This window comes from Aeromonas sp. ASNIH5 (genome assembly GCF_002902865.1).
Lineage (GTDB): Bacteria > Pseudomonadota > Gammaproteobacteria > Enterobacterales > Aeromonadaceae > Aeromonas > Aeromonas caviae.
In genome coordinates, this window is the sequence record NZ_CP026122.1 from 3,530,956 (window position 1) to 3,552,632 (window position 21,677).

Annotated in this window: 27 protein-coding genes; 15 read left to right on the forward strand and 12 right to left on the reverse strand. The window is 61.7% G+C overall.

Going from position 1 to position 21,677, the window contains the following annotated elements:
• Nucleotides 1-115 precede the first annotated feature (115 nt).
• Nucleotides 116-730, forward strand: coding sequence for an outer membrane beta-barrel protein (locus tag C2U30_RS16570; protein WP_103244138.1), 615 nt, complete (start codon nucleotides 116-118; stop codon nucleotides 728-730).
• Nucleotides 731-742: 12 nt separating this feature from the next.
• Here C2U30_RS16570 and C2U30_RS16575 read toward each other — a convergent pair whose 3' ends face one another.
• A complete protein-coding gene (locus C2U30_RS16575) occupies nucleotides 743-1,048 on the reverse strand; it encodes a monooxygenase (RefSeq protein ID WP_103244722.1) in 306 nt (101 codons plus the stop codon).
• Nucleotides 1,049-1,169: 121 nt separating this feature from the next.
• On the opposite strand from C2U30_RS16575, the gene C2U30_RS16580 reads away from it, so the two are divergent.
• Nucleotides 1,170-1,526 carry a winged helix-turn-helix transcriptional regulator gene (locus C2U30_RS16580; protein WP_103244139.1) on the forward strand — a complete coding sequence of 119 codons (357 nt, stop codon included), beginning with the start codon at nucleotides 1,170-1,172 and terminating at the stop codon, nucleotides 1,524-1,526.
• On the opposite strand, the gene C2U30_RS16585 is transcribed toward C2U30_RS16580, so the two are convergent.
• The 3 genes from C2U30_RS16585 to C2U30_RS16595 form a co-directional block, all read right to left on the reverse strand.
• Nucleotides 1,498-2,535 carry an acyltransferase gene (locus C2U30_RS16585; protein WP_103244140.1) on the reverse strand — a complete coding sequence of 346 codons (1,038 nt, stop codon included), beginning with the start codon at nucleotides 2,533-2,535 and terminating at the stop codon, nucleotides 1,498-1,500. The genes C2U30_RS16580 and C2U30_RS16585 overlap by 29 nt on opposite strands.
• A gap of 176 nt (nucleotides 2,536-2,711) precedes the next feature.
• On the reverse strand, nucleotides 2,712-3,332 hold the full coding sequence (locus tag C2U30_RS16590) for a PepSY-associated TM helix domain-containing protein (protein WP_069652288.1): 621 nt from the start codon (nucleotides 3,330-3,332) through the stop codon (nucleotides 2,712-2,714).
• A 65-nt stretch (nucleotides 3,333-3,397) separates the two neighbouring features.
• Nucleotides 3,398-5,440 (reverse strand): TonB-dependent receptor, encoded by a 2,043-nt coding sequence (locus C2U30_RS16595; protein ID WP_103244141.1) that lies wholly within the window; start codon nucleotides 5,438-5,440, stop codon nucleotides 3,398-3,400.
• A 272-nt stretch (nucleotides 5,441-5,712) separates the two neighbouring features.
• Here C2U30_RS16595 and C2U30_RS16600 point away from each other — a divergent pair, with 272 nt between their 5' ends.
• Nucleotides 5,713-6,195, forward strand: a complete 483-nt coding sequence (locus tag C2U30_RS16600) for a GNAT family N-acetyltransferase (RefSeq protein WP_103244142.1) — start codon at nucleotides 5,713-5,715, stop codon at nucleotides 6,193-6,195.
• Between the two features lie 470 nt (nucleotides 6,196-6,665).
• Nucleotides 6,666-7,403 carry a class I SAM-dependent methyltransferase gene (locus tag C2U30_RS16605; protein WP_103244143.1) on the forward strand — a complete coding sequence of 246 codons (738 nt, stop codon included), beginning with the start codon at nucleotides 6,666-6,668 and terminating at the stop codon, nucleotides 7,401-7,403.
• A 59-nt stretch (nucleotides 7,404-7,462) separates the two neighbouring features.
• Here the strand turns inward: C2U30_RS16605 and C2U30_RS16610 are convergent, their stop codons facing one another.
• Complete coding sequence (locus tag C2U30_RS16610) at nucleotides 7,463-8,521, reverse strand: porin (protein WP_029313567.1); 1,059 nt, start codon at nucleotides 8,519-8,521, stop codon at nucleotides 7,463-7,465.
• A gap of 218 nt (nucleotides 8,522-8,739) precedes the next feature.
• Here C2U30_RS16610 and glpX point away from each other — a divergent pair, with 218 nt between their 5' ends.
• Both glpX and C2U30_RS16620 read left to right on the forward strand, forming a co-directional pair.
• Nucleotides 8,740-9,750, forward strand: coding sequence for a class II fructose-bisphosphatase (gene glpX / locus C2U30_RS16615; protein WP_039040467.1), 1,011 nt, complete (start codon nucleotides 8,740-8,742; stop codon nucleotides 9,748-9,750).
• Between the two features lie 248 nt (nucleotides 9,751-9,998).
• Nucleotides 9,999-10,250: a YkgJ family cysteine cluster protein gene (locus C2U30_RS16620; RefSeq protein ID WP_010675884.1), complete on the forward strand. Its 252-nt coding sequence runs from the start codon at nucleotides 9,999-10,001 to the stop codon at nucleotides 10,248-10,250.
• 163 nt (nucleotides 10,251-10,413) lie between these two features.
• Here C2U30_RS16620 and murA read toward each other — a convergent pair whose 3' ends face one another.
• The 7 genes from murA to mlaF are packed head-to-tail and all read right to left on the reverse strand — an operon-like array spanning nucleotide 10,414 to nucleotide 14,935.
• Nucleotides 10,414-11,670, reverse strand: coding sequence for a UDP-N-acetylglucosamine 1-carboxyvinyltransferase (murA, locus tag C2U30_RS16625; protein ID WP_041211853.1), 1,257 nt, complete (start codon nucleotides 11,668-11,670; stop codon nucleotides 10,414-10,416).
• A 19-nt stretch (nucleotides 11,671-11,689) separates the two neighbouring features.
• The gene (gene ibaG / locus C2U30_RS16630) at nucleotides 11,690-11,947 is read right to left on the reverse strand and encodes a BolA family iron metabolism protein IbaG (RefSeq protein ID WP_010675882.1); all 258 of its coding nucleotides are present in this window, start codon (nucleotides 11,945-11,947) and stop codon (nucleotides 11,690-11,692) included.
• Nucleotides 11,947-12,219 carry an STAS domain-containing protein gene (locus C2U30_RS16635; protein ID WP_042015861.1) on the reverse strand — a complete coding sequence of 91 codons (273 nt, stop codon included), beginning with the start codon at nucleotides 12,217-12,219 and terminating at the stop codon, nucleotides 11,947-11,949. Before C2U30_RS16635 ends, ibaG begins: the two co-directional genes overlap by 1 nt.
• Nucleotides 12,216-12,848, reverse strand: coding sequence for a phospholipid-binding protein MlaC (gene mlaC / locus C2U30_RS16640; protein ID WP_010675880.1), 633 nt, complete (start codon nucleotides 12,846-12,848; stop codon nucleotides 12,216-12,218). The genes C2U30_RS16635 and mlaC overlap by 4 nt, the downstream gene beginning before the upstream one ends.
• Before the next feature lie 2 nt (nucleotides 12,849-12,850).
• Entirely contained in the window at nucleotides 12,851-13,348 is a 498-nt protein-coding gene (gene mlaD, locus C2U30_RS16645) for an outer membrane lipid asymmetry maintenance protein MlaD (protein WP_010675879.1), read from the reverse strand.
• Between the two features lie 7 nt (nucleotides 13,349-13,355).
• Nucleotides 13,356-14,135, reverse strand: coding sequence for a lipid asymmetry maintenance ABC transporter permease subunit MlaE (gene mlaE, locus C2U30_RS16650; protein WP_010675878.1), 780 nt, complete (start codon nucleotides 14,133-14,135; stop codon nucleotides 13,356-13,358).
• Complete coding sequence (gene mlaF, locus C2U30_RS16655; protein WP_029314846.1) at nucleotides 14,135-14,935, reverse strand: phospholipid ABC transporter ATP-binding protein MlaF; 801 nt, start codon at nucleotides 14,933-14,935, stop codon at nucleotides 14,135-14,137. The genes mlaE and mlaF overlap by 1 nt, the downstream gene beginning before the upstream one ends.
• Nucleotides 14,936-15,141: 206 nt before the next feature.
• Between mlaF and C2U30_RS16660 the strand changes: the two genes are divergently transcribed.
• The 9 genes from C2U30_RS16660 to rapZ all read left to right on the forward strand — a co-directional run bounded on the left by C2U30_RS16660 (nucleotide 15,142) and on the right by rapZ (nucleotide 21,660).
• Entirely contained in the window at nucleotides 15,142-16,137 is a 996-nt protein-coding gene (locus tag C2U30_RS16660; RefSeq protein WP_029314845.1) for a KpsF/GutQ family sugar-phosphate isomerase, read from the forward strand.
• A complete protein-coding gene (kdsC, locus tag C2U30_RS16665) occupies nucleotides 16,137-16,691 on the forward strand; it encodes a 3-deoxy-manno-octulosonate-8-phosphatase KdsC (protein WP_103244144.1) in 555 nt (184 codons plus the stop codon). Before C2U30_RS16660 ends, kdsC begins: the two co-directional genes overlap by 1 nt.
• Entirely contained in the window at nucleotides 16,688-17,248 is a 561-nt protein-coding gene (gene lptC, locus C2U30_RS16670) for an LPS export ABC transporter periplasmic protein LptC (protein WP_039040473.1), read from the forward strand. The genes kdsC and lptC overlap by 4 nt, the downstream gene beginning before the upstream one ends.
• Nucleotides 17,235-17,753, forward strand: a complete 519-nt coding sequence (gene lptA, locus C2U30_RS16675) for a lipopolysaccharide transport periplasmic protein LptA (protein ID WP_010675873.1) — start codon at nucleotides 17,235-17,237, stop codon at nucleotides 17,751-17,753. The genes lptC and lptA overlap by 14 nt, the downstream gene beginning before the upstream one ends.
• A gap of 12 nt (nucleotides 17,754-17,765) precedes the next feature.
• Nucleotides 17,766-18,491 carry an LPS export ABC transporter ATP-binding protein gene (gene lptB, locus C2U30_RS16680; RefSeq protein ID WP_010675872.1) on the forward strand — a complete coding sequence of 242 codons (726 nt, stop codon included), beginning with the start codon at nucleotides 17,766-17,768 and terminating at the stop codon, nucleotides 18,489-18,491.
• Between the two features lie 65 nt (nucleotides 18,492-18,556).
• Nucleotides 18,557-19,996 carry an RNA polymerase factor sigma-54 gene (locus C2U30_RS16685; RefSeq protein WP_041211850.1) on the forward strand — a complete coding sequence of 480 codons (1,440 nt, stop codon included), beginning with the start codon at nucleotides 18,557-18,559 and terminating at the stop codon, nucleotides 19,994-19,996.
• Nucleotides 19,997-20,016: 20 nt separating this feature from the next.
• A complete protein-coding gene (gene hpf, locus C2U30_RS16690; protein ID WP_005305957.1) occupies nucleotides 20,017-20,304 on the forward strand; it encodes a ribosome hibernation promoting factor in 288 nt (95 codons plus the stop codon).
• Nucleotides 20,305-20,306: 2 nt separating this feature from the next.
• On the forward strand, nucleotides 20,307-20,753 hold the full coding sequence (ptsN, locus tag C2U30_RS16695) for a PTS IIA-like nitrogen regulatory protein PtsN (RefSeq protein WP_010675870.1): 447 nt from the start codon (nucleotides 20,307-20,309) through the stop codon (nucleotides 20,751-20,753).
• 40 nt (nucleotides 20,754-20,793) lie between these two features.
• A complete protein-coding gene (gene rapZ / locus C2U30_RS16700) occupies nucleotides 20,794-21,660 on the forward strand; it encodes an RNase adapter RapZ (protein ID WP_010675869.1) in 867 nt (288 codons plus the stop codon).
• The last annotated feature ends 17 nt before the right edge of the window (nucleotides 21,661-21,677 follow it).

Genomic DNA, 21,677 nt, shown 5'->3' on the forward strand with positions numbered 1-21,677 from the left:
AGCACAGATTTTTCCATCGGGAGCGGGGCAATGAGGCTTGTACAGCGCCTGTCCAGTGTGGGAGACGGGCGCTCTGATATGCTTTGCGCAGGTCTTTTCACCAAAGGATGAGCACATGAGAGGAGCGATGGGGATGGTGCCTGGGCTGCTGCTGCCCCTGGCGGGCTGGGCAGCCGAGCCCCCGGCGACGGGCTGGCAGCTGACTCCCTTTGCGGGATACAGCTCGGCCATCGACTTTCGGGCCATGGACGAGCCGGCCCCCACGCCGCACGGGAGCGACATCGACACCCTGCAAGGGGAGCGCTCCGGCAGCTGGGGGCTCTTCATCAGCAGGGAGGTGGATGACCCCGGCATGGTGGAACTGCTCTACAGCCACCAGTCGACCCGGATGTCCCCCGAACTGCCCGACAGGCTGACGGTGGACACCCTGCAGTTTGCCGGGGCCCTGACTCTCTCGGACAACCTGATGGCCCCCTATATCGGTGCCGGGATAGGGGTCACCCGCTTCGATGCCTACGACAGCGAGACGGCCCCTTCCATGTCCCTGGCCCTCGGGGTGCAGCCGCGCCTGACCGAACATCTGGCTGTGCGGGCCGAGGTGCGCGGTTATGGTGCCCTGGTCAACGACGACAGCCAGTTTCTCTGCAACCCCGAGATCTGCGCCTTTCGGGTGCGAGGGGAGCTGATCACCCAGTGGCAGGCCAATATCGGCTTGACCCTGAGGTTCTGAGCCCCGTTCGGACTAGGCGATGCCCTTGGTGACGCGGCTGAGGGGCTCGTTGACGTCGAACACCTTGTACTGCACCGCGCTGGCGCCCATGGCGAGCACCCGCTGCTCGTGCATGGTGGCGTAGGCGAGGGCGCTCCCCTCATCCTCGAACAGATAGATGCCGCCCGCCTCGCCGGTGCGCGGGTTCTCGGTCCAGATCTTGGAGATGAAGCCCGGCTCCCGGGTGATGGAGTCGGCCAGCGGCATGGCCGCAGCAGTGAGGGCCAGTCCCATCATCTCGGCGGGGAAGTTGAAATGGATCTGCAGCAGGCTGGGCATGATAAACCTCTCGTGGGCGTTGATTGACGGAATCCGCATCATAGGAAGCCGGCATCTTGGCTGCAAGAAGGCACATTTTCGTGGCATAGTTACCGCAAAGTAACCACTCGCGAGCCATACCGTGCCCTCACTGCCCTGTCCCGCCTATCAGGTATTGCGCCTGCTGACCGGCAAATGGAAGCCGGCCATTCTGTTTCATCTGCGCGAACAGACCCTGCGCTTTGGCGACTTGCGCCGCTGCCTGCCCGAGGTGAGCCAGAAGGTGCTCACCGCCCAGCTCAAGGAGCTGGAGAGCGACGGTGTCATCATTCGCACCCTCTACCCCGACGTACCGCCCAGGGTGGAGTACAGCCTGAGCCCGCTTGGCGCCGCCCTGATCCCCCTGCTCCAGCAGATGCACGATTTTGCGCTGAACCACGTTGATCTGCTGGCTGGTCAGGGTCCTGTTTCTAGCGAGCCCGCAGCAACCAGCGGCTGAGGGCGGTGGCCGCCAGCAGTCGGTAGCCGAGCAGAGTGAGCGCCAGCAGCGCGGGTACCTTGAGGAGTTCCCACCACACCTGTTTGCCCTGGGGGCCGAAGATCATCAGCCACACCACCAGCATCATGTGCAGACAGTAGAGGCCGAGCACCTTGGGGGCCTGGCGCTCCAGCCAGCTGCCTTTGCCCCATGCCGGGTTGGCCAGCAGCAGGCCGAACAGCCCCAGCGCCCAGGGGAGCGAACCCAGCAGGAAATCATGACGAGCGAGGGGGACGGCGGCAACGCGCAGCAGACCTGCGGCCTCCAGGGCGTAGAGCCCCATCCCCGCCATCATCATCAGGGCGCAGCGCCTGGCGTCCGGCTGCCAGGCACGCAGGCGCAGCTCGGCGCCAAGCGCCACGAACAGCAAGGAGAAGAAGGGGCCGTTGCGGGTCAGCAGGGCCCACTCGCCCCCCGGCAGCAGCGGGCCATAGGAGCCACCGATCAGGGCCAGGCTGTAGAGCAGGGCCCCCAGCAGCAGGGCCAGCCTCGGCAGGCGGACCTGCTGGCAGAGCCCCAGGATCAGCACCGCCACCATCAGGGCGGGCAGGAACCAGAGGTGGATCATGCCGCCCACCCACCAGACGTTGAGCGGATCCCCGAGCTGCATCTGCCACTGGCCTGCCATGGCGGGCAGGTAGCCCTCGCTCACCGCCGCGAGCGGGTTGAAGGGTATCAGCACGTAGAGCAGGCTCCACGCCAGCCAGAGCCCCAGCAGGGGTCGGCAGTAGCGCAGTGCGACCGTCAGCGGGTGGCCTGCGGCGAGGGCGGGCTGCAAGAAGTAACCGGCGCACAGGAAGAACAGCGGCACCGCGAAGCGGCAGAGCTGGTTGATGACGGCCCCGACCAGAGGGTAGGGCGTGCCGTCCCACAGGGCGGGGTCGAAGGGGTTGCTGAAAGGGGAGAGATGGATGGTCATCACGGCCAGGATGGCCACCACTCGCCCGCATTCGATGCTGGAGATGCGCATGATTCCTCGTGGCGTTCGGGAGCTGGGCGCACCCTATCAGCCGCAGGTGCTCCCTATCCAGCCGCCTGGTCGCCAACTGTGACCCCCATCGGCGGCCGGTTACCCTTTGTTACCCGAGGTGCGGGCAAGGTTACCGCCGCCGGGAGCGGGATCCCGTTTTGGTGTCGGTAAAAGGGCTAGAGCAGGGCCACCAGCACGGTGACCAGGGCGCCCAGCAGCAGCAGGGTGATGCCGCGACCGGCGGGGCCGTGCAGCTTGTTCCACATCAGCAGGCTGGTGAGGGCCAGCAGCAGCATGGCCAGGGCCGCCAGATCGCCCACCAGTTGCCAGGGCAGGCCGGTGCCCATGCCACGGTGCAGCCGGTTGAGGCTGGCAGCGAAGTTGGCCTGCTGCAGCTCGGTGCGCACCAGCAGAGTGCCTTCCACATAGCTGGCGGCCACGCTCTGGCTGAGGGTGACACCGCGCAGCTCCCAGCGGGCCGGCAGGGTGAGGGCGCCGGATGGTGTGGGCAGGGTCTGGGGCGGGGTGATCTGGGGTCTCCCCTCCTCGAACATGTCTGCATAACGCTGTTGCAGCAGGGCTTTCAATTCATCCGGGCTGGCCAGCGGCGTGCTCAGTACTATCTCTTCGCTCGATTTGGCGGTGTGGGGACCGGGCAGGGGCAGCACGGCCCTGTGTTGCAGCCAGAGGCCGGTGAGGCCGTAGAGCAGCATCAGGGTGAGGGTGGCAAAGCCGGCCCAGGCGTGGATGCGGCGCACCCACTTGTTGTTGTGCAGGGGAAGTTTTCTGCGTGTCATCGTTCGGTGCTTCATAACAATCTGGCCAGCGAACGCTGGCCAGAGGGGTCGGTAAACAGGGAGGATCAGAAGCGGTAGGCGGCGGTCAGGTGCAGCTGACGGGGCGTGCCCGGCATGATCTGGGCCGCGCTGGTGGCGCTGACGAAGTAGTCGTGATCGGTCAGGTTCTCCACGCTCAGCTGGGCTTCCCACTGGGGCCAGCGGTAGCCGGCACGGGCGTCGAAGCGGGCGTAACCGGGCAAGGTGGTGGTGTTGGCGTTGTCGGCGAAGCGATCCCCCACCGCCGTCACCCCGGTCTCGCCGAACCAGCCCTGCTTGCCGCTCTGGTAGCCGGCGAACAGCTGGCCGTTCTGGCGGGAGACGTTCATCGGCCGCTTGCCTTGCAGGTCCGCGTCTGCCTTGACCTGCTCGGCATCCTGGATGGCGACGCCGCCGCGCAGATAGATCTCGTCGGTCAGCTGGGCACGGGCGCTCAGCTCGATGCCGTCGGTGCGCTGCAGACCGGTGAGGATCACCCGGGTGGGATCCAGCGGATCCTTGCTGCGCTTGTTGTACATCTCCAGCCGGTAGAGGGAGAAGGTGGTGGCGAGGCGGCCGTTCAGCCAGTCGCTCTTCACGCCCCCTTCATAGAGCCGGGTGTGCTGGGGATCCAGGTTGTTGTTCTTGTCCCCCGGGGTGATGCCGATAAGCTCACCGCCCACCGGGGTGAAGGTCTTGCTGTAGGAGGTGTAGAAGGCATGCTCCTCGATGGGGTTCCACACCAGGCCCAGGCGCGGACTCAGGCTGGTGACCGAGAGGGTCTCTTCCTTGTCGAGGTCGTTGCGGCGGCTGGTGACGGTGAAGTCGTCGCGGCGCAGGCCTGCCAGCAGGTGCCAGTCGCCCAGGCTGAGCTGATCCTGCACATAGAGGCCGACACCGCGCACCCTGTGATGGGCGTCGCTGGAGAGTTTCATGGCGCCGTCGTAGGTGGGCAGGGAGCCCGGATCATAGAGGTTGCCTGCCGGGATCGGGTTGGCGTTCTGGTAGAGCTTGGGGGTGCGATCCTGCCAGCCCTGCTCCAGGCCCACCAGCAGACGATGGGCGATGGGGCCGGTTTGCAGCTGGCCTTCTGCCTCGGTGTTGCTGGTGAGGCTGCTGGCCTTGAGATCCTGCTGCCAGCGGGCGCGGGTCACCTTGTCACCCTTGACGCTGGTGACATAGGTATTGTCGAACTGGCTGTCGAGGGTGGTGTAGCCGAGCTGCTGGCGCAGTTGCCACTGATCGTTGATGTCCCAGGTGAAGCGGGAGCGGGTGGACTGGGCCACATCGTCGATGAAGTCGCGGCGGGTGTCGCTGTAGACGCTCTCGATGGGGACATCCGCCGGGCGACCATCGACGCCGGGAATGCCGCGATCCGGGGTGCGATCGTGCTCGTTGCGCTCGTATTGCACCAGCCAGTTCAGGGTGTCGGTGATCTCCCAGTTGACGGAGGGGGCCAGCAGGGTGCGCTTGCTGGTCACGTCGTCGCGAAAGCTGTCTTTGTCTTCCTGGGCCAGGTTCAGGCGCACCTGTACCCGCTCTCCTGCCTCGCCGTTGAGATCGGCGGCGAAGCGTCGGCTGTCGAAGCTGCCGACCTGGGCGCTGACGCTGGAGGCCTGCCCCTTCTGGGGAACCTTGCTGACCCGGTTGACGATGCCGCCCGTGCTGCCACGGCCGTAGAGCACGGCGGCGGGGCCCTTGAGCACTTCGACCCGTTCGATGTTGCCAAGGTCGCGGGTGTATTGCATGTCGTCGCGCAGGCCGTCGAGGTAGAAGTCGTTGCTGGCGCTGAAACCGCGGATGGTGACGCCGTCAAAGCGGGTGTCGCCGCTGGCGTTGACGCCAGGGATGCCGGTCAGGGCTTCACTCAGAGTGGGCTGGCCGAAGGCGGTCAGCTCGCTTGCCTTGACGCTCTCGATGCTCTGGGGCACCAGCTTGGCCGGGGTGGCGGTACGGGTCGCGGTGGCGACCTCTTCATGTTGGCTGCGTTTGCCGACCACGGTCAGGGTTTCGTCTTCGGCACGGGGGCTGGTGCAAACCGCCAGCAAGGCGACGCCCAGCAAGGCGCGCGGGGAGTTGGAATGGTTCATCTGGGTGTGACTCTTTGTCGACCAATTGGCCTGAACTTGTTGATTTAATTGTAATTATTGATTTCTCTCATCGCGAGAGGTTGCTAATGATATTGATTTTCATTTGCCTTGCAAGGAGAAGATGCAAGAAAAAGAGAACATTGGCGGGCAGGCACTGAGGGGGCTGGAACCTCGGGGAAAAGGCCGGGGGAACCTTGGTTCGGTTCGGAGGGGACGCTACCATGGTGGCCTCGCGCCTTGGCGCACCATCCGGAACACACAGGGAGAGAAACATGGTCGAGATCATCAGGGCGGATCTGCACAACCCTCGCCACGGCGAGGCGCTGATCGCGATGCTGGACGAATACGCCAGGGACGAGATGGGGGGCGGCAGTGCACTGGCGGACGAGGTGAAGGCGAATCTGGCCGAAGCCCTGGCCGCGCGACCCGGTGCTCATGTGCTGCTGGCCTGGGTCGATGGGGAGCCCGCTGGCGTTGCCACCTGCTTCGAGGGTTTTTCGACCTTCGCCTGTCAGCCGCTGCTCAATATCCACGACGTGGCGGTGCACCCTGCCCATCGCGGCCAGGGCATCGGCAAGCAGCTGTTGGCGGAGGCGGAGCGGCTCGCCCGGCAGCTCGGTTGCTGCAAGCTGACCCTGGAGGTGCTGGAGGGGAACAAGGTGGCCCAGGCTGCCTATCGTGCCAGCGGCTTTGCGGGTTATGAGCTGGATCCCGAGGTGGGCCGGGCCATGTTCTGGCAGAAGAAGCTGGGGTGAGAGGGTCGGCAAACATGATCTGCCGGGCTTGCCTCTGAGACTCCTGTCCTCTAGAGTGACACCAGATTTTTCAATGTGTTGATGGAACCGGCCCGGCCGGGTGAGTGACATGACCCTTTATGCTTCGGATCAGCGAGTGACCCGAATGAACTCCGTACAGATGCGCACGATGAAGCATTGTCCGGAGCCGGTGGAGGCCCAGACCTCCCATCCATTCATCGTGCAGTGACGACCGGATCTCGCTACCTCGCGGGAGCCGTGACCTTGCCGCACGACTGAACCAAGGCCATAGACGTTGCCTCGTCTATGGCCTTTTTTGTTGTCCCGCAGCCAGGCTGCGGGTGCGAGACAGAGCAGAGGCCCGCCCGGGTCTCTGCTTTTTTTATGGTCTGTAATGACCGACGGGTATGCTTGGCAAGGGCCGGGTCGTCGGCCAGAGAGGCTGACCATCTTCAAGAGGAAACAGTGCAATGTCACAAAATATCTATGACGAACCAGGGTTTTTTGAGGGCTATGCCCAACTGCCACGCTCCCTCCACGGGCTGGCGGGGGCGCCGGAGTGGCCGGCGCTGCACGCCATGCTGCCGGATCTTGCCGGCAAGCGGGTGCTGGATCTGGGCTGCGGTTATGGCTGGTTCTGCCGGGCAGCCAGAGATCTCGGGGCTGCCGATGTGGTCGGTATCGATCTCTCCGCGAAGATGCTGGCCCGTGCCGCCGAGCTGACCCGGGATGAGGCCATCCGCTATCGGCAGGGGGATCTGGACGGTCTTGCGCTGTCCGATGAGCCTTTCGATCTCATTTACAGTTCCCTGGCGCTGCACTACCTGCCCGAGGTGGCGCCGCTGTTTGCGGAGATCCACCGTGCGCTGGTGGCTGGCGGCAGCCTGGTGTTCTCGGTGGAGCACCCCATCTTCACCTGCCCGCAGCCGCAGGGCTGGCTGGCGGATGCAGAGGGACGCCGCTCCTGGCCCGTCAACGGCTACCAGGCCGAGGGCAAGCGGGTCAGCAACTGGCTGGCGGAGGGGGTAGTCAAGTATCACCGCACCCTGGGCACCTACCTCAATGCCCTTGTCGCCGCCGGGTTCCAGATCCGCCGCGTGGAGGAGTGGGGGCCGACGGCGGCGCAGATTGCGGCCAACCCTGCCCTGGCGGAGGAGGCGGAGCGCCCCATGCTGTTGCTGGTGTCGGCGTACAAACCCCTGGCCTGACGCAATAAAAAACGGCGCGCAGAGTGCTCTGCGCGCCGTGTCGTCAGGTGGTTGCCGACTTAGAAGTCGTAGCGGGCCGCCAGCTGGAAGTCATCCTTGGTGTTGAGCTTGCCGCTGTCATGGCTGTCGAGGTTGTTGATGCGGTACTCGCCGATGACGCGCAGGTTCTTGTTGAACTTGTACTGGGCACCCAGGGTGTAGTAGTCGATGGAGTCGTAGTCAGACTTGCCAGCCTGCTCCACCTTCTGCTTGTTCCACAGGGCCATCAGGCCGAAGCCGCTCTCGAAGTTGTAACCCAGCGCCCCTTCCCAGCCGGTGTGATCCTTGCCGGTGGCCAGGAAGTCGCTGCCGTCGGCATAGCTCAGGGCGGCGTAGAGGGCCTTGTTGTCGTACTTGGCGGAGAGCAGCCACAGCTTGGCATCCTCTTCACCGCTCTTGTCGCGGATGCCCACGTTGTAGGCGGTCCCCAGGGAGAGGTTGAACGGGAAGGTGTAGGCCACGGCGGCACCGTAGGCGGCATCGCTGTCCTTGCTGGAGGTCTCTTCGGTGTCACCGCCATCGAACTTGTAGCTGGTATCTACCTGGAAACCGTTGAACAGGCCGGAGTACTTCAGCACGGAGCCGGCGCGGTTGGTGGCGAAGGTGTCGGTCTTGGCGCCCAGTGCCTCGTTGCCGTAACCGTCGGAGAGGGAGACATCAGTCCAGTCCGCCAGGAAGCCAGGGGCCCCCTTCTGGCGACCGAAGGTGACGGTTCCCCAGTTGGCGCCGACACCGGCGAACGCCAGACGGGTACGCAGGTTGTCGGAGTTCTCGCTGACGGTCTTCTCGCTGTCGTTGATGTACATCTGCAGTTCGTACTGGGCCAGCGCCTTGAGACCCGGGTTGATCTCGCTCTCTACCTTGGCGCCCAGACGGACAAACTGGTTGGCCCCCTGCTTGTCGCTGTATTCGTTCTTGATGTCACCGTTGGCGTCCAGCTCTTTCTTCTCGCCGAAGAACTGGCCGGCGTAGATGCGGCCGTAGAGGTCGAGCAGGGTGCTCTCGTTTTTGTACACTTCGACGGCTTGAGCCTGGAAGGCGGCGGTAAGAGCCAATGCTACTACTGTCAGCTTTTTCATCATGATCCCTTGTGTTGCAAGCTTTTGTTTTAAAAGACGGGGCCATGCTAGAAGTGACAGATGACAGTCGGGTGACCGTGCAATGAACAAACCGTGTCGGTTCCATGTCAGCGGGATGAAAACCGGGATTTATGTGGCTGGTCGCCACTTTTACGCGCAAAGGTTTGCCCTTGTGGTAGAATGCCGCCCGTTTTCGAGCTCCTAAGGTTGGATATGCGATGAGACGTGAACTGGCAATCGAATTTTCCCGAGTGACGGAAGCGGCTGCACTGGCTGGCTACAAGTGGCTCGGACGTGGTGACAAGAATATCGCCGATGGCGCGGCCGTGGCGGCCATGCGTCACATCCTCAATCAGATCCAGATCGATGGTGAGATTGTGATCGGCGAAGGGGAGATCGACGAAGCCCCCATGCTCTACATCGGCGAGAAGGTGGGCACGGGTCAGGGCGACGCCGTGGACATCGCGGTCGACCCCATCGAGGGGACCCGCATGACTGCCATGGGTCAGGCCAATGCTCTGGCCGTGCTGGCGGTGGGCGACAAGGGATCCTTCCTCAAGGCCCCCGACATGTACATGGAAAAGCTGATCGTGGGCCCCAAGGCGAGAGGCGCCATCGATCTCGATCAGGCCCTGGAGCTGAACCTCAAGGCCGTGGCCAAGGCGCTCGGCAAGCCCCTCTCCCGTCTGACCGTCATCACCCTGGCCAAGCCGCGTCATGACAAGGCGATCAAGGAGATGCAGGGCCTGGGAGTGCGGGTGTTCGCCATTCCCGACGGCGACGTGGCCGCCTCCATCCTCACCTGTCTGCCGGACAGCGAAGTGGACATGCTCTACGGCATCGGTGGCGCGCCGGAAGGGGTGATCTCCGCCGCGGTGATCCGCGCCCTGGACGGAGACATGCAGGCTCGCCTGATCCCCCGCCACCAGGTCAAGGGTGACAGCCCCGAGGTTCGCGCCCTGGGTGAACAGGAGATCGCGCGCTGCGAGGAGCTGGGCATCGACGTGAGCAAGGTGCTCAAGCTCGAAGATCTGGCCAAGAATGACAACGTCATCTTCTCGGCTACCGGCATCACCAAGGGTGATCTGCTGGAAGGGATCACCAGCGACGGCGTCATGGCGACCACCGAGACCCTGCTGATCCGCGGCAAATCGCGCACCATTCGTCGTATCAAGTCGATCCACTTCCTGGATCGCAAAGACAGCGTGGTACGCGACATCATCCTGTAAGCAGGAGGATGACGGTGGCGGCAAGTCACGTACTCTCATGCCGTCGCATCAAGTCGATCCACTTCCTGGATCGCAAGGACAGTGTGGTACGCGACATCATCCTGTGATGTGCTGACTCCCGCAGCAAAAAGCCCGGCACTGCCGGGCTTTTTGCGCTCTGCAGGGCGCCAGGATGCCCGTGCAGGGATAAGGCTTAGGAGAAACCGGACTCCTTGCTACACTGCGGTGCCCCACAGAGGAAAAATCACATGGAATGTCGTCAGGGATGCGGTGCCTGCTGCATCGCCCCCAGCATCAGCAGTGCCATTCCCGGCATGCCGGACGGCAAGCCCGCCGGTGTGCCCTGTGTGCAGCTCGATGCGCACCTGGGGTGCAAGATCTTCGGCCAGCCGGAGCGCCCGGCGGTGTGCGGCGGCTTTCGCCCCATGGCGGACGTGTGCGGCTCCCATCGCCAGGAGGCCATCTGGCTTATCGGCGAGCTGGAGCGGCTGACCGCCTGAGCCCTTGACCCTCTCCCTCGGTGAAAGGGTGTCTGCTTGTCCTCCTCGTCCCCACCCCCTTCTCCCGCAAGGGGAGAAGAGGGTGCCGCCATTCGGAGTCATGAAAAAGGCCCCCTCGCCTGGCGAGGGGGCCTTTTTATCGTCGGCTCATGGTGAAGCCAGCTTATTCCTTGATGCGCTCGATGCGACCACCCAGGCCTTGCAGCTTGTGCTCGATGTCTTCGTAGCCACGGTCGATGTGATAGATGCGATCGACGATGGTGGCCCCTTCGGCCACGAAGCCGGCCAGCACCAGGCTGGCGGAGGCGCGCAGATCGGTCGCCATCACCTGGGCACCCTTGAGCTGCTGGGTGTCGCGGCAGATGGCCACATTGCCCTGCAGTTCGATGTCGGCACCCATCCGTACCAGCTCGGGCACGTGCATGAAGCGGTTCTCGAAGATGGTCTCGGTGACCATGCCGGTGCCCTGGGCGACCGCGTTCAGCACGGTGAACTGGGCCTGCATGTCGGTCGGGAACGCCGGGTAGGGGGCGGTCTTGATGGTGACAGGTTTCAGGGTGCGACCTGTCATGTCGAGGGTTATCCAGTCGTCACCCTTTTCAATCAGGGCGCCAGCCTCTTCCAGTTTGACCAGTACGGCTTCCAGCAGGCTGGGGTCGGTGTTGCGGCAGGTGATCTTGCCACCGGTCACGGCGGCGCCTACCAGGAAGGTGCCGGTCTCGATGCGATCGGGCTGCACGCTGTAGCTGCCACCGTGCAGACGTTCTACGCCGTCGATGGTCAGGGTATCGGTGCCGGCGCCCTGAATGTTAGCTCCGAGCGCGTTGAGGAAGTTGGCCAGATCGACCACCTCCGGCTCACGGGCGGCGTTTTCGATCACGGTGCGACCGTCAGCCAGGGTGGCGGCCATCATCAGGTTCTCGGTACCGGTCACGGAAACCATGTCCATCAGGATGTGGGCACCTTTCAGGCGGCCGTCGACGCGGGCTTTGATGTAGCCCTCTTCGATGACGATCTTCGCGCCCATCAGCTCCAGGCCGTGGACATGCAGGTTGACCGGGCGGGCACCGATGGCACAGCCGCCGGGCAGGGAGACGTCTGCTGCACCGAAGCGGGCTGCCAGCGGGCCCAGGGCCAGGATGGAGGCTCGCATGGTCTTCACCAGCTCGTAGGGGGCGACATGATTGTTTACCGCGCCGGTCAGCACGGTCACGTTGCCGTTGACCTTGGTGGTGGCGCCCAGCATCTCCAGCAGCTTGAGGGTGGTACCCACGTCTTTCAGACGCGGTACGTTGGAGAGTTGAACCTCTTCGTCACACAGCAGGGTGGCAAACAGGATGGGCAGGGCGGCATTCTTGGCGCCGGAGATGGTCACTTCACCGGAGAGGGTGCAGGGGCCGGTGATCTTGAATTTGTCCATGGTTTACTTCTTTACCAAATCAGGAGGGCAGCTGGAATTTACGCTCGCGTTTCCACTCGGCGTCGGTATAGGCCTTGATGGAGAGAGCGTGGATCTCGTTGGTGGCGATCTTGTCCATCAGTGGGGCATAGATGGCCTGTTGTTTCTTGACCCGGCTCATGCCGTCAAACATGTCGCCGACAGCGATCACCTGGTAGTGACTGCCGTCCCCTTTGACATGGACTTCGGACAATGGCAAAGCCTCGAGGAGTATCGCTTCAATTTCAGAGACTTGCATTATGAGTCCTCAGTTGTGAGCGGGGTTGAATGAAAGAGGCTGGCCACCCCGTAAAGGTTGGCCAGCGTATGGAAATCGTTGGAGGCACCCACCAGTGTCGGAGTGGCACCCCGTGCCAGTGCCGCCTTGGCCCACTTGACCAGCAGGGCAAGGCCGGCGGAATCCAGGGTAGTGACGGCATCGAGTTCGAGCCGGTCGTCCTGCCACCAGTCGGCGCGGCGTTGCCACAGATCGTTGACCTGCGGGGCCTGCAAGTCACCGCTCAGGATCATGACTTGATCACCAGCGGCTTGGCGTTGTGTTCACGCAGCTGGGCGATCACCGCATCGATGCCGTTCTGGCGGATGAGGCCACCCAGCTCGTTCTGCTTGGCAGAGAGCAGGCTGATCCCTTCGGCAACCATGTCGAAGGCTTTCCACTCGCCGGTCTTGTTGTTCTTGCGCAGCTTGAACTCGAGGAAGATGTCCGGCTTGCCGGCCTCTTTCACGCTGACGTTGACGGCGGTGATGTTGCTCTCGGCGGCTTTGCCGGGCTGGACCTTGACGGTCTGCTTGTCGAAGTGTGCCAGTGCGTCGGCGTAGGAGCTCACCATGTACTCGGTGAAGACGTCCACAAAGGCGTCACGCTGGGCAGGGGTCGTCTGTTTGATCTGGTTGCCGAGCACCTTGTAGGCGGCGAAGCGGTTGTCCACGTAGGGCAGCAGCTCCTCGCGGATGATAACGCGCAGGTGATCGGGGTTGCTCTTTACCTGGGCCTGATCGGCTTTCAGGCGGGCAAAGGTCTGCTGGGCGGCCTGATCCACGAGGGCATAGGGGTCCGAAGTATTGACATCCGCATGGGCGACGAGGGAGAACAGCATGCTGGTCATCAGACCCAGCATCAGGGCGATCTTCTTGAACATGGTTACTCCTTGGTTGCGGGTGTATTGGCCGGAGAGGACTGGCTGTAGAGGAACTTGCCAATCAGATCTTCCAGCACGATGGCGGACTTGGTGTCTTCGATCATGTCGCCATCCTTGAGCATGCTGGTGCCCATCTCCTCATCGCTGAACCCCGGTGCCAGACCGATGTACTGCTCACCGAGCAGGCCAGAAGTCAGGATGGAGAGGGTGCTGGTCTCGGAGAACTCGCCGGCACTCTTCTGCATCTGCAGGGAAACGATGGGGACCTGGCTCTTGGGATCCAGGGTGATGTCGCTGACACGACCGACGACGACGCCGCCGACCTTGACCGGCGAGCGTACTTTCAGGCCGCCGATATTATCGAAATGGGCGCGCAGGGTATAGGTTTCTCCTTCCGGTTTGAAACTCAATCCCGCCACTTGCAGTGCCAATGCCAGAATGGCCGCGATGCCAGCCAGCATGAAGGCGCCAACCAGAAATTCTACTTTGCTGAACTTCATCTTTCCCTTATCCAAACATGACTGCGGTGAGTATAAAATCCAGACCGAGCACGGCCAGGGATGAGTGAACCACGGTACGGGTCGTCGCCTGACTGATCCCGGCCGAGGTCGGTTTGGCATCATAGCCGTTGAAGAGCGCTATCCAGGTCACCACCAGGGCGAAGATCAGGCTCTTGATGGCGCCCTGCATGATGTCGTCCTGCCAGTCGACGGAGGCCTGCATGGCGGACCAGAAACTGCCTTCGTCCACCCCCAGCCAGTCGACACCAACCAGCTTGCCGCCAAAGATGCCGATCAGGCTGAACATGAAGGCCAGCAGCGGCATGCTGATGACCCCGGCCCAGAAGCGGGGCGCCACGACCCGACGCAGCGGATCGACCGCCATCATCTCCAGGCTGGAGAGCTGCTCGGTGGCCTTCATCAGGCCGATCTCGGCGGTGAGGGCGGAGCCCGCACGACCGGCGAACAGCAGGGCTGTGACCACAGGGCCCAGCTCACGGAGCAGGGAGAGGGAAACCAGAGGCCCCAGGCTCTGCTCTGCGCCGAAATCCTTCAATACGTTGTAACCCTGCAGGGAGAGCACCATGCCGATGAAGAGGCCGGACACCAGTATGATGGCGACGGATTGCACTCCCACCACATACAGTTGCTGCACCAGCAGCGGGAAGTGCTTGCGTGGCTGGGGCCGTCCTGCCAGTGCATGAAACAGCATGATGGTTGCCCGGCCGACGGCGTTGATGAAACGCACACCGCTGCGGCCCAGCTTGCTTATCTGACTTGTCAACATCACAGATCCTGTAGCAGGTCACCTGCCGGAAAATGAAACGGAACAGGACCGTCGGGCAATCCCTTGAGGAACTGCTCGACTTCGGGATTGTGCTCCTCGCGCAGCTGCTCCGGTGTGCCGTGTGCCACTACCTTGCGGTTGGCGATGATGTAGGCGTAGTCGGCGATGCTCAGCACCTCTTTCACGTCGTGGGTGACGATGACGGAGGTGATGCCGAGGGCATCGTTGAGCTCCTTGATGAGCTTCACCAGCACCGCCATGGTGATGGGGTCCTGCCCCACGAAGGGCTCGTCATACATGATGAGATCCGGATCCAGCGCGATGGATCTCGCCAGGGCCGCGCGACGCGCCATGCCACCGGAGAGCTCGGACGGCATCAGCTTGGCCGCCCCGCGCAGACCGACAGCCTGCAGTTTCATCATGACGATGGTGCGGATCAGCTCTTCCGGCAGGCCGGAGTGCTCCCGCAGCGGGAAAGCCACGTTGTCGAAGACGGTCATGCCGGTGAACAATGCGCCACTCTGGAACAGCATGCTCATCCGTTTACGCACTTCATACAAGCGTGAACGGGAGAGCGTGGGAACGTCTTCCCCGTCAAACAGAATGTGACCGGACTCAGGCTTGAGCTGGCCCCCGATCAGGCGCAGCAAGGTGGTCTTGCCGATCCCGCTCGGACCCATGACGGCGGTGACCTTGCCACGGGGAATGGTCAGGTTGATCCTGTCGTACAGCAGCCGATCCCCGTGACTGAAGGTCAGGTCGGAGATGGTGATCAGGTCATCGTTCAAACAATTGTCCATCCGGTATAAATGAAGAGCGAATTTTATGGGCTAGTCTAGGTCTAAGCAACAGCGAGGAACAACTATTGAGCGGGTTTCCCCCCCAAGTACGCGACAGTTTTATGTAACAACCTGCGTCAATGACCGCCCATTCCGCATCCGATTCGCTTATCTCGGCAGACTTTTTTATAATCCCGCAGCAAATTTCGGCCCGGAGCTGTGCCTTTATGTCTGTAAAGCCTGAAAAAGTGTCTGAATTGTTCGATTTCCGTCGCAGCGCCCGAGCGGTGCTGGACATAGAAAAACAAGCCATTGATGGACTCTACCAGTACCTTGACGAGGCGTTCGAGCGCGCCTGCGAGATGGTGCTGCGCTGTGGCGGCAAGATAGTGGTGACCGGCATGGGCAAGTCGGGTCATATCGGTAACAAGATTGCCGCGACCCTGGCCAGCACGGGAACGCCCGCCTTCTTCCTGCACCCGGGCGAGGCGAGCCACGGGGATCTCGGCATGATCTCAGCCGGGGATCTCATCATCGCCATATCCAACTCCGGCGAGAGCGACGAGATCCTGGCCCTGCTGCCGGTGCTCAAGCGCCGCGGCATTCCACTCATCTGCATGACAGGCAATCCTGCTTCCACCATGGCGAAAGAGGCCAACGTGCACCTGTGCATCAAGGTGGAGAAAGAGGCCTGCCCCCTCGGTCTGGCCCCGACATCCAGCACTACCGCCACCCTGGTGATGGGGGACGCGCTGGCCGTGGCCCTGCTGGAGGCCCGTGGCTTCACCGCCGATGACTTTGCGCTGTCGCACCCGGGCGGGTCCCTCGGCAAGCGGTTGCTGTTGCGAGTGGGCGATCTGATGCACAGCGGCGAGCTGTTGCCCAAGGTGGGGATAGATGCCACCATCAGCCAGGCGCTGCTGGAAGTGAGCCGCAAGGGGCTCGGCATGACGGCGGTGGTGGACGATCAAGGGCTGCTTGCCGGTCTGTTCACCGATGGTGACCTGCGCCGCATTCTGGACCTGCAGGTGGATATTCATCACACCCCCATCAGCCGCGTCATGACGGTGAACTGTGTTACCGTAGGGCCTGAGATGATGGCGGCCGAGGCCGTCAAGCTGATGGAAACCAGGAAAATCAACGGGTTGTTGGTCGTGGATGGGGAGAGACACCCGCTGGGTGCCTTCAACATGCATGATCTGCTGAAAGCCGGAGTAATTTGATGCAAGACGTACCGACCCTCTATGGTCCGGTGACGCGCAGCCAGTACGAGAAGGCGGCGCAGATCCGCCTGCTGGTGTGCGATGTGGATGGGGTGCTCTCCAACGGCTTCATCTATATGGGCAATAACGGCGAAGAGCTGAAGACTTTCTGCACCCGTGATGGTGCCGGCATGCGTGCTCTGCTCAATGCGGGCATCGAGATTGCCATCATCACGGGGCGAAACTCCCGCATCGTCAGCGATCGCATGAGGAGTCTGGGAGTCCAGCACCTGGTGCAGGGTGCAGACAAAAAGCTGCCCCACTTCGAGGCCTTGCTGACCAAGCTCGGGCTGGATGGATCGCAAGCCGCCTATATGGGAGATGACACCATCGATCTGCCGGTGATGCAGGCTTGCGGCCTGGGTATCGCTGTTGCCGACGCCCATCCGCTTGTGCTGGCGAAGGCGGATCTGGTGACGCGGCTTGGCGGTGGCGTCGGGGCCGTGCGCGAGGTGTGCGACCTGATCTTGCAGGCCCAGGGATTGGCTGACTATCAACCCGAGGCGTCGCGATGAACAAACAGACTGTGCTGTTCGGCCTGCTGTTTCTGGCTGCGCTGGCGGCCTGGCAGCTGGGGGAGATCGAGCTGGTCCCCGAGCCGACCACCAAGACGGAAAATTTTCAACCGGACTTCACCGCCAGAGAGTTGGTGACGACCCGCTTCAACGAGCAGGGCAAGCGCACCGAGCGGCTGGAATCCGAATATGCGGAGTACTACCAGGTGCTCGAGCAGGCCACTTTCACCAAGCCGGTGGTCTACATGTTCGATGACAAGGGCGCGGCCGAATGGAAGCTGACGGCCGAAACCGGGGTGCTCAACACCGATGACAATGTGATCCTCCGTGACAAGGTGCATCTGGACGGTCTGCTGCCCGCTTCCTTCATCTCCACGCTGGATACCTCCTATCTGGAGCTGGATCTGGTGACGCAGGGGATGAGAAGCAACCAGCACATCAGCATTGTGGGCCAGGAGTTCCAGACCGAGGGCGTTGGCCTCAAGGGCCACCTGGAACGTAAATATTTCGAGTTACTGGATAAAGGCCATGCCACTTATTTCAATGAAAAACGTTAATCTGGCCCTCACGGCCCTGTTGCTGTGCGGTTCCCTGAATGCCAAAGAGTCCGACTTTGCCGAGAAGGTCTATGTGGATGCGGTCAAGCAGGTGGCCGAGATGCAGGACAACCGCATCACCTTCAGCGAGGATGTCATCATCACCCAGGGCACCATCAAGATTAAGGCCGACAAGGTGGTGGTGATCCGCTCCGGCGACAAGGGCGCCGAGGTGATGACCGCGTATGGCAACCCAGCCACCTTCTTCCAGGTGCTGGACAACGGCAAACCGGTCAATGCCCATGGCAACAGCATCCGCTACGAGCTTAAGAACCGGCTGGTGACCATCACCGGCAATGGCCAGCTCAAGCAGGAAGACAGCCAGGTGACCGGCGATCTCATTCGCTACGACATCGTCAAGCAGAAGATGATTGCCGAGAGCAAGGGGCCCACCCAGCGCGTCAAGACGGTGTTCCTGCCGGATCAGGTGGAGAACTTCGACAAACCCGCCGATCAGAAGAAGTAGGAAACAACAGCCATGGCAGTGTTAAAAGCAACGGGTCTGCAAAAGAGCTACAAGCGCCGCATGGTGGTCAGCGATGTGAGCCTGGAGGTGGGAACGGGCCAGATCGTGGGCCTGCTCGGCCCGAACGGCGCGGGCAAGACGACCTCCTTCTACATGATCGTGGGCCTGGTGCAGCGAGATGCCGGCCTCATCACCATCGACGAGCAGGACATCAGCCTGCAGCCCATGCATATCCGTGCCCGCAATGGCATCGGCTATCTGCCCCAGGAGGCCTCCATCTTCCGGCGCCTGTCGGTGTTCGACAACTTGATGGGGGTCATGCAGACCCGCAAGGGGTTGAGCCGCGAAGAGCGGGAGGATAAGGTCGAACAGTTGCTGGAAGAGTTCAATATCACCCATATCCGCGACAGCCTGGGTCAGAGCCTCTCGGGTGGGGAGCGGCGCCGGGTGGAAATCGCCCGGGCGCTGGCGGCAGAGCCGAGATTCATTCTGCTCGATGAGCCTTTCGCAGGTGTTGATCCTATTTCAGTCATCGATATCAAAAAGATCATCCAGCATCTGAAAGAACGCGGGTTGGGTGTGCTGATAACGGACCACAACGTCAGAGAGACGCTGGATGTGTGCGAGAAGGCCTACATCGTCAGCCACGGCAAGATGATTGCCGAGGGCGCGCCGGCCGATATCCTCGCCGATGAGCAGGTCAAGCGCGTCTATTTGGGCGATCAATTCAGTCTATAGTAAGGGGGCACCCCTCATTTTTGTTAGGTGACTGCCTCGCTGAACATAAGGATATCCCGACGTAGATGAAGCCGACATTACAGTTGCGTCTCGGTCAGTCCCTGACCATGACGCCACAATTACAACAAGCGATTCGTCTGCTCCAGCTCTCCACCCTGGAACTCCAGCAGGAAATTCAGCAAGCGCTCGACAACAACCCCTTGCTGGAGCAAGAGGAGAACGAGGCGCAGGAAACCAGTCAGGCAGAGACACAGGACGCCAGTCAACTCGACTCCAGCGATGCCATGGCCCAGGAGAGCATGCCGGATGAACTGCCGGTGGACACCACCTGGGACGAGGTCTACTCGGCCGGTACGGCCCAGAGCGCAGGCCCCATCCATGACGGGGAAGACAGCGTCTATCAGGGGGAGACCACCGAGAACCTGCAAGACTACCTGCTGTGGCAGATGCGGCTCACCCCGTTCAGTGATGTGGATGCGGCCATCGCCCTTGCCATCATCGATGCCATCGACGAATCCGGGTATCTGACTGCCACCCTCGAGGATATTCAGGCTGCAGTCAGCAGCGAGGAGGTAGAAGTCGAACTGGATGAGATCGAAGCCGTGCTCAAGCGGGTGCAGCATTTCGATCCGGTCGGCATCGCCGCCCGTTCGGTGCAAGAGTGTCTGCTGATCCAGCTCGGCCAGTATTCGCCGGACCTGCCCTGGCTCGACGAAGCCAGAGAGGTGATCCGCGAACACATGGACCTGCTCGGCAATCGCGACTACCGCACCCTGGCTCGCAAGACCCGCCTCAAGGAGAGCGATCTCAAGGAGGTGCTGGATCTCATCCAGCAACTGGAGCCCAGACCCGGCAACGGCATCATCCAGAGTGAATCCCAGTACGTGATCCCGGATGTGTCCGTGGTCAAGAAGGGCAGCAAGTGGGTGGTTGAACTCAATCCGGATTCTGCTCCGCGCATCCGTGTCAACGAGGCCTATGCGGCCATGGCGCGCAATGCCCGCAGCAGCACGGATACCCAGTTCATCCGTTCTCATTTGCAGGAGGCCAAGTGGTTCATCAAGAGCCTGGAGAGTCGTAACGACACCCTGCTCAAGGTGGCCAGCTGCATCGTCGAGCAGCAGCAGGGCTTTTTCGAGTACGGCGAAGAGGCCATGAAACCCATGGTACTCAACGACATCGCGGAAGCGGTGGAGATGCATGAGTCGACCATTTCACGGGTCACGACCCAGAAGTACATGCATACGCCCCGCGGCATTTTTGAACTGAAGTTTTTTTTCTCCAGTCACGTCAATACGGAGGGAGGAGGAGAGTGCTCATCGACCGCTATTCGCGCCCTGATCAAGAAGCTGGTGACGGCGGAAAACCCCGCCAAGCCGCTTAGTGATAGCAAGATCGCGGATTTGCTGGCCGAACAGGGTATTATGGTGGCGAGACGCACGATCGCAAAGTACCGTGAATCCTTGTTGATCCCGCCATCCAATCAGCGCAAACGCCTGGTTTAGGCAAACAAAAGGAAGACGTTATGCAAATTAACCTGACCGGACACCATGTCGAGATTACCGAAGCTCTGCGTGATTATGTGAACAACAAATTTGCCAAACTCGAGCGTCACTTTGACCATATCAACAACGTACACGTGGTGTTGAGCGTCGAAAAACTGAACCAGATCGCCGAAGCCAAGCTGCATGTCAGCGGGGGAGAGGTGTTCGCCAATTCGCAGCATGCCGACATGTATGCGGCGATTGATACCCTGCTGGATAAACTGGATCGGCAGATCATCAAGCACAAAGATAAGTTAAATCAAAAATAACTATGCAACTTGAACACATACTGAGTCGGGACTGCACCAAGAGTGCGGTCCCTTGTACCAGCAAGAAACGCGCGCTCGAGATCATCAGTGAACTGGCCGCAGAGCGCCTCGGCGCTTCCCGCCAGGTCCTGTTTGAAAGCCTGCTGGCGCGAGAAAAGATGGGCAGTACCGGGATCGGAGCCGGTATCGCCATCCCCCACGGCCGGATTGACGACGCCTTCGCGCCGACCGCCGTGTTGATGACCTTCTCCGAGCCCATCCCTTTCGATTCTATCGACAATCAACCGGTTGACCTGCTCTTTGCATTGCTGGTGCCGGAAAGCGAGTGCAAGCAGCACCTCAAGACTCTTTCCCTGATGGCATCCAAACTGGGTGACAAGGCCGTCTGCCGCCAGTTGCGCCAGGCGACCAGCGACGAAGAACTCTATCAGATCATGACGTCGGCCTGAGGCCGGGTCTGACACAGCCACGTTGGCGTGAGGGGACAAGATGCAGTTAATAGTAGTAAGCGGTCGTTCGGGCTCCGGCAAGACGGTGGCCCTGAGGGTGCTCGAGGATCTCGGGTACTACTGCGTGGACAACCTGCCGGTCAACCTGCTGCCCCAGTTGATCGTGTCGGTGGAGAGCCAGTATGACAAGCTGGCTGTCAGCATCGACGTGCGCAACCTGCCTGCCCAGGCAGACAGGCTGGAGAACCTGCTGAGCCAGGTGCGCAACGAGGGGCGAGTCAAGTTTTCGAGCTTCTTCTTCGATGCGGACAACGCGACCCTGCTCAAACGCTACGGTGAGAGCCGCCGTCTGCATCCTCTGTCCCGCAACAAGCTTTCGCTGGACGAGGCGATCCGGGAAGAGACCCACCTGCTGGCACCGCTCTCCTCGACCGCCGACCTGCGCATCGACACCACCAACCTCAGCATTCACGATCTCAGCGAGCTCATCAAAACCCGGGTGCTCGGCAAGAAAGAGAACGAGCTGGTGCTGGTGTTCGAGTCGTTCGGCTTCAAGTACGGCATTCCCAAGGATGCGGACTTCGTGTTCGACGCCCGTTTCCTGCCCAACCCGCACTGGATCCCGGAGCTCAAGCCCTTCACCGGCAAGGATGAGCCCGTGGCCAACTACCTCTCCAGCCAGCCGGATGTCATGCTGTTCATCCAGCAGATCGAGAATATGCTGGGGACCTGGTTGCCCCACCTGGAGCGCAACAATCGCAGCTATGTGACCGTCGGGATTGGCTGTACCGGCGGACAACACCGCTCGGTGTTCATCGCCGAACGGCTGGCCAGCGCATTCCGCTTGCTTGGCAAGAACGTGCAGATCCGCCATCGCACGTTGGACAAGCGTTCAAACCCCGCCTGACAGATCCACAGGATGCT

Bases quoted from the DNA above. Each gene is read 5' to 3' on its own strand.
- C2U30_RS16570 (WP_103244138.1), top strand. From the start codon at position 116: ATGAGAGGAGCGATGGGGATGGTGCCTGGGCTGCTGCTGCCCCTGGCG.
- C2U30_RS16575 (WP_103244722.1), bottom strand. From the start codon at position 1,048: ATGCCCAGCCTGCTGCAGATCCATTTCAACTTCCCCGCCGAGATGATG.
- C2U30_RS16585 (WP_103244140.1), bottom strand. From the start codon at position 2,535: ATGCGCATCTCCAGCATCGAATGCGGGCGAGTGGTGGCCATCCTGGCC.
- C2U30_RS16590 (WP_069652288.1), bottom strand. From the start codon at position 3,332: ATGACACGCAGAAAACTTCCCCTGCACAACAACAAGTGGGTGCGCCGC.
- C2U30_RS16595 (WP_103244141.1), bottom strand. From the start codon at position 5,440: ATGAACCATTCCAACTCCCCGCGCGCCTTGCTGGGCGTCGCCTTGCTG.
- C2U30_RS16600 (WP_103244142.1), top strand. From the start codon at position 5,713: ATGGTCGAGATCATCAGGGCGGATCTGCACAACCCTCGCCACGGCGAG.
- C2U30_RS16605 (WP_103244143.1), top strand. From the start codon at position 6,666: ATGTCACAAAATATCTATGACGAACCAGGGTTTTTTGAGGGCTATGCC.
- C2U30_RS16610 (WP_029313567.1), bottom strand. From the start codon at position 8,521: ATGAAAAAGCTGACAGTAGTAGCATTGGCTCTTACCGCCGCCTTCCAG.
- glpX (WP_039040467.1), top strand. From the start codon at position 8,740: ATGAGACGTGAACTGGCAATCGAATTTTCCCGAGTGACGGAAGCGGCT.
- C2U30_RS16620 (WP_010675884.1), top strand. From the start codon at position 9,999: ATGGAATGTCGTCAGGGATGCGGTGCCTGCTGCATCGCCCCCAGCATC.
- murA (WP_041211853.1), bottom strand. From the start codon at position 11,670: ATGGACAAATTCAAGATCACCGGCCCCTGCACCCTCTCCGGTGAAGTG.
- ibaG (WP_010675882.1), bottom strand. From the start codon at position 11,947: ATGCAAGTCTCTGAAATTGAAGCGATACTCCTCGAGGCTTTGCCATTG.
- C2U30_RS16635 (WP_042015861.1), bottom strand. From the start codon at position 12,219: ATGATCCTGAGCGGTGACTTGCAGGCCCCGCAGGTCAACGATCTGTGG.
- mlaC (WP_010675880.1), bottom strand. From the start codon at position 12,848: ATGTTCAAGAAGATCGCCCTGATGCTGGGTCTGATGACCAGCATGCTG.
- mlaD (WP_010675879.1), bottom strand. From the start codon at position 13,348: ATGAAGTTCAGCAAAGTAGAATTTCTGGTTGGCGCCTTCATGCTGGCT.
- mlaE (WP_010675878.1), bottom strand. From the start codon at position 14,135: ATGTTGACAAGTCAGATAAGCAAGCTGGGCCGCAGCGGTGTGCGTTTC.
- mlaF (WP_029314846.1), bottom strand. From the start codon at position 14,935: ATGGACAATTGTTTGAACGATGACCTGATCACCATCTCCGACCTGACC.
- C2U30_RS16660 (WP_029314845.1), top strand. From the start codon at position 15,142: ATGTCTGTAAAGCCTGAAAAAGTGTCTGAATTGTTCGATTTCCGTCGC.
- kdsC (WP_103244144.1), top strand. From the start codon at position 16,137: ATGCAAGACGTACCGACCCTCTATGGTCCGGTGACGCGCAGCCAGTAC.
- lptC (WP_039040473.1), top strand. From the start codon at position 16,688: ATGAACAAACAGACTGTGCTGTTCGGCCTGCTGTTTCTGGCTGCGCTG.
- lptA (WP_010675873.1), top strand. From the start codon at position 17,235: ATGAAAAACGTTAATCTGGCCCTCACGGCCCTGTTGCTGTGCGGTTCC.
- lptB (WP_010675872.1), top strand. From the start codon at position 17,766: ATGGCAGTGTTAAAAGCAACGGGTCTGCAAAAGAGCTACAAGCGCCGC.
- C2U30_RS16685 (WP_041211850.1), top strand. From the start codon at position 18,557: ATGAAGCCGACATTACAGTTGCGTCTCGGTCAGTCCCTGACCATGACG.
- hpf (WP_005305957.1), top strand. From the start codon at position 20,017: ATGCAAATTAACCTGACCGGACACCATGTCGAGATTACCGAAGCTCTG.
- ptsN (WP_010675870.1), top strand. From the start codon at position 20,307: ATGCAACTTGAACACATACTGAGTCGGGACTGCACCAAGAGTGCGGTC.
- rapZ (WP_010675869.1), top strand. From the start codon at position 20,794: ATGCAGTTAATAGTAGTAAGCGGTCGTTCGGGCTCCGGCAAGACGGTG.